Origin of the sequence: Streptomyces sp. SBT349 (genome assembly GCF_001083795.1) — a bacterium.
Lineage (GTDB): Bacteria > Actinomycetota > Actinomycetes > Streptomycetales > Streptomycetaceae > Streptomyces.
On the sequence record NZ_LAVK01000544.1, the window covers coordinates 1 to 3260 of the forward strand.

Sequence of the window (3260 nt, forward strand, 5' to 3'; positions counted from 1 at the left end):
CAGCACATACCGCTCGTCGTCCACGGGGCCGCCCCACAGCTCCGCCTCGCCGTCGAGCGGGTCGCGGGGGAGGTGCGGGTCGAGGCGCTCGACGGCGAGGCGGAGCTGTGGGGCGGCCCCGTGGACGACGAGCGGTATGTGCTGCTGGCGCGCGTGGTGGAGAGCGCCCGCGGGCGCCGCGGTGGTCAGGAGGGCGGTGCGTGCCGCCCCGCCGAGGAGGGCGCGCCCTCGCCTGCCGGGGAGGCCCCGCCGAACTCGGCCACCGCGTCCTCGACGATCCGCGTCAGCCGGGCGTGATGGGCGCCGCGCCAGTAGACGCGCCCGCAGTCGGCGCACTGCGCGAAGACGTCCTGGGTGAGCAACGTGCCCTGTTCCAGCCGCGGCCTCACCGTCTCCTTGTCCGCGGCCACCAGCGGCCCGTTGCACGCGGTGCACCGGGTCCACGGCGCGAGACGGGGCGCGAAGCGGCCCAGGACGTCGCGCAGCTGCTCGTCGGGGCGGTCGCTGTAGACATACGCGCCGGCCCACAGCTCACGCCGCCGCAGCAGCCCCCGGTCGCGCGAGAGCATGACCCGCCGCTCGGCGGCCGAGCGGGCGGCCAGCGCCGGGTCGCCCGGATCGGCGGACTGGTACGCCGCGTCCACGCCCAGCAGCCGCAGCCGCCGGGCGAGCCGCCCCAGATGCACGTCGAGAAGGAAGCGCAGCGGCGCGCCCGGGACCCGCTGCGGCCGGTCCACCGCCCGCACCTCGACCATGTCGCCGGGGCCCGGCACATACGAGACGGGCAGGGGCCGCCCGTTCACCAGCAGCCGCCCCACCTCGGTGAGCGGGACGCCGAGGGACTCCACCACATGACCGAGGGTGGACGAGCCGTCCGTGACCACGGGGGTCGCGCCCTCCCGCCGCTCCGGAGCGGGGAAGCGCCGCAGCTCGGGCGCGAAGGTGACATGGATCCGGGGTCCGTTCACACCGTCAGCATGCCACCGCGCCCGTTCGCGGGCCGGGCGGGCACGGCCTACCCTGGCGGCAGGGAGGTGTGCCATGTCCGAACCGTCCGCATCCGACGACAACCGTCCCGGCGACGAGGTTCCCACCCCGGACCACCTGCTGCACACCGGGACCGAGGGCCCGATCGACCCCGAGGACCTGGTGCGGCTGAGCGGCAGGGAGCCGACGCCCGAGCTGGTCGAGGAGGCCAGACGCCGCCTGGAGGAAGAGGGTCCGGCCGCCGCCGAGCGCTACCTGCCGTAGCGCGCCCCCGCACCCGCCGCGGCCCCGCCCGGGAATGAACCGGTGCTCTCCCTGGTTGCCGTCCAGGCACGCAGAGGGCAACCAGGGAGGCGGGACGGACGTGGCCGAGGCGTCGGGATCAGGGACACCAGCGGGCGGGCAGGACGGACGGGGCGGTGACGGGATCCGCGGGGAGCGGCGGGGCCTCGCGCCGGTGCCGTTGTCCGTGCTCGACCTCGCCACCGTTGGCAGCGGGGTGACCGCGACGGAGGCGCTGGGCGCGACGACCGCGCTCGCGCGGCTCGCGGAACGCCGGGGCTTCCACCGCTTCTGGGTCGCCGAGCACCACTCGATGCCCGGCGTGGCCAGCTCCTCGCCGCCCGTGATCCTGGGCCATCTGGCCGGGCAGACCGAGCGCATCCGCCTGGGCTCGGGCGGCGTCATGCTGCCCAACCACCAACCGCTGGTGGTGGCCGAGCAGTTCGGCACGCTGGAGGCCCTCGCCCCCGGCCGCGTCGACCTGGGCCTCGGCCGCGCCCCCGGCACCGACAGCGCCACCACCGCCGCGCTGCGGCGCGGACGCGCGGACGGCGCCGACGAGTTCCCCTCGCAGCTGGCCGAGCTGATCCGCTTCCTGGACGACGACTTCCCCGAGGGACACCCCTACACCCGCGTGCACGCCGTGCCGGGGCCGGTGCAGGGCAGCGTTCCCGGCGGCGTGCAGTCGGCGTCCAGGCCCCCGGTGTGGCTGCTCGGCTCCTCCGGGTTCAGCGCGGAGCTCGCCGGGCGGATGGGGCTGCCGTTCGCGTTCGCCCACCACTTCTCGGCGGCCCACACCCTGCCCGCCCTCGACCTCTACCGCCAGGTCTTCCGCCCGTCCGAGGTGCTGGACGAGCCCTACGCCCTGATCGCCGTCTCGACCATGGCCGCCGAGGACGAACGGGAGGCACGGCGCCAGGTGCTGGCCGGCGCCCTGGCCATGATCCGGATGCGCACCGGCCGTCCCGGGCTGGTACCGACGCCGGAGGAGGCGGACGGTTACGCGTTCAGCCCGGCGGAGACCGACTTCATCGACGGCTGGCTCTCCAACATCGTCCACGGCACTCCGGACGCCGTCCGCGAGGGACTCGACGCCCTGGTCAAACGCACCGGCACCGACGAACTGATGATCACCGCCAGCGTCCACAGCCCGGCCCTGCGCGTGCGCAGCTACGAACTCATCGCGGACGCCTACGAGATGGACGTTTCTTCCGGTATGCCCGCACAATGAACGCGGGGGCCGGGCGCTGGGCCGTTCGGGCATTCCGGCCGCCCACGGGTGTCGGGGGCGAGCGGGCAGGGGCTAAGGTGCGGCCGTTCACCCGGCATGACCGAACGGGGGGAGCACCATGGCGCACCGACCGAGCGTGCCCGCGGATCTCGACCATCCGCGGCGGCTGTGGGCGCGGGCGTCCACGCTGGGCCTGCTGGCGTCCGCCGGCGTCGAGGAGAACGACTACCAGCTCCGCGAACGCGTTCTGCGCTGCGACAGTTCGGGCGGCAGCTACTGGTGGCGGCTGACGCGCCACCCGGACGGGCGCACGGTGTTCTGCGGGCGGGACGCCGACGGATCGCACGGCCATCTCCGGCGCGATCCCGTGGACTTCCTGGTCGGCGGGCCCGACTGGCTGCCCTGGCAGGACCTCAGGTACGAGCAGGACGGCTGCGAACTGGGCTATGTCTACTGGTGGCAGGACGGCGGCTGGGGCCGCGCGCCCTACCCGGACGACCTGGTGGACGACGGCCTGGAACTGGCGGCCGGGTGGGTCAGCGGCGACGCGCGGCTCGCCGAGCAGCTGTGGGAGGAGGCCGGGTACGGCGACGGGCTGAACGCGGCGGTCGTCACCTTCCTCGACCGCGCCGAGCGCCGGACGGTGGACGAGGAGGCGGTCACGGCGCTGCTGGCCGCGTTCTCCGCGGGGGGTTCCCCCGGGCCCCAGGCGGTGGCCACCGCCCTGGACTTCGCCTCCCGCGCCGCCCTGACCCCCCTC

Annotated in this window: 4 protein-coding genes and 1 pseudogene; 4 read left to right on the forward strand and 1 reads right to left on the reverse strand. The window is 75.3% G+C overall.

Annotated features, from left to right (window positions below; genetic code table 11):
* Positions 1-297, forward strand: a pseudogene (locus ADY01_RS41145) (hypothetical protein); the annotation flags it as partial.
* On the opposite strand, the gene ADY01_RS34325 reads toward ADY01_RS41145, so the two are convergent.
* Positions 186-968, reverse strand: coding sequence for a Mut7-C RNAse domain-containing protein (locus ADY01_RS34325; RefSeq protein ID WP_049580694.1), 783 nt, complete (start codon positions 966-968; stop codon positions 186-188). The pseudogene ADY01_RS41145 and the gene ADY01_RS34325 sit on opposite strands and share 112 nt — an antisense overlap.
* A gap of 73 nt (positions 969-1041) precedes the next feature.
* On the opposite strand from ADY01_RS34325, the gene ADY01_RS34330 reads away from it, so the two are divergent.
* From ADY01_RS34330 to ADY01_RS34340, 3 genes are all read left to right on the forward strand, one after another.
* Positions 1042-1251, forward strand: a complete 210-nt coding sequence (locus tag ADY01_RS34330; RefSeq protein ID WP_049580695.1) for a hypothetical protein — start codon at positions 1042-1044, stop codon at positions 1249-1251.
* 100 nt (positions 1252-1351) lie between these two features.
* On the forward strand, positions 1352-2500 hold the full coding sequence (locus ADY01_RS34335; RefSeq protein ID WP_049580696.1) for an LLM class flavin-dependent oxidoreductase: 1149 nt from the start codon (positions 1352-1354) through the stop codon (positions 2498-2500).
* Positions 2501-2618: 118 nt separating this feature from the next.
* A partial coding sequence (locus ADY01_RS34340; RefSeq protein ID WP_053171515.1) for a hypothetical protein occupies positions 2619-3260 on the forward strand: 642 nt, incomplete at its 3' end.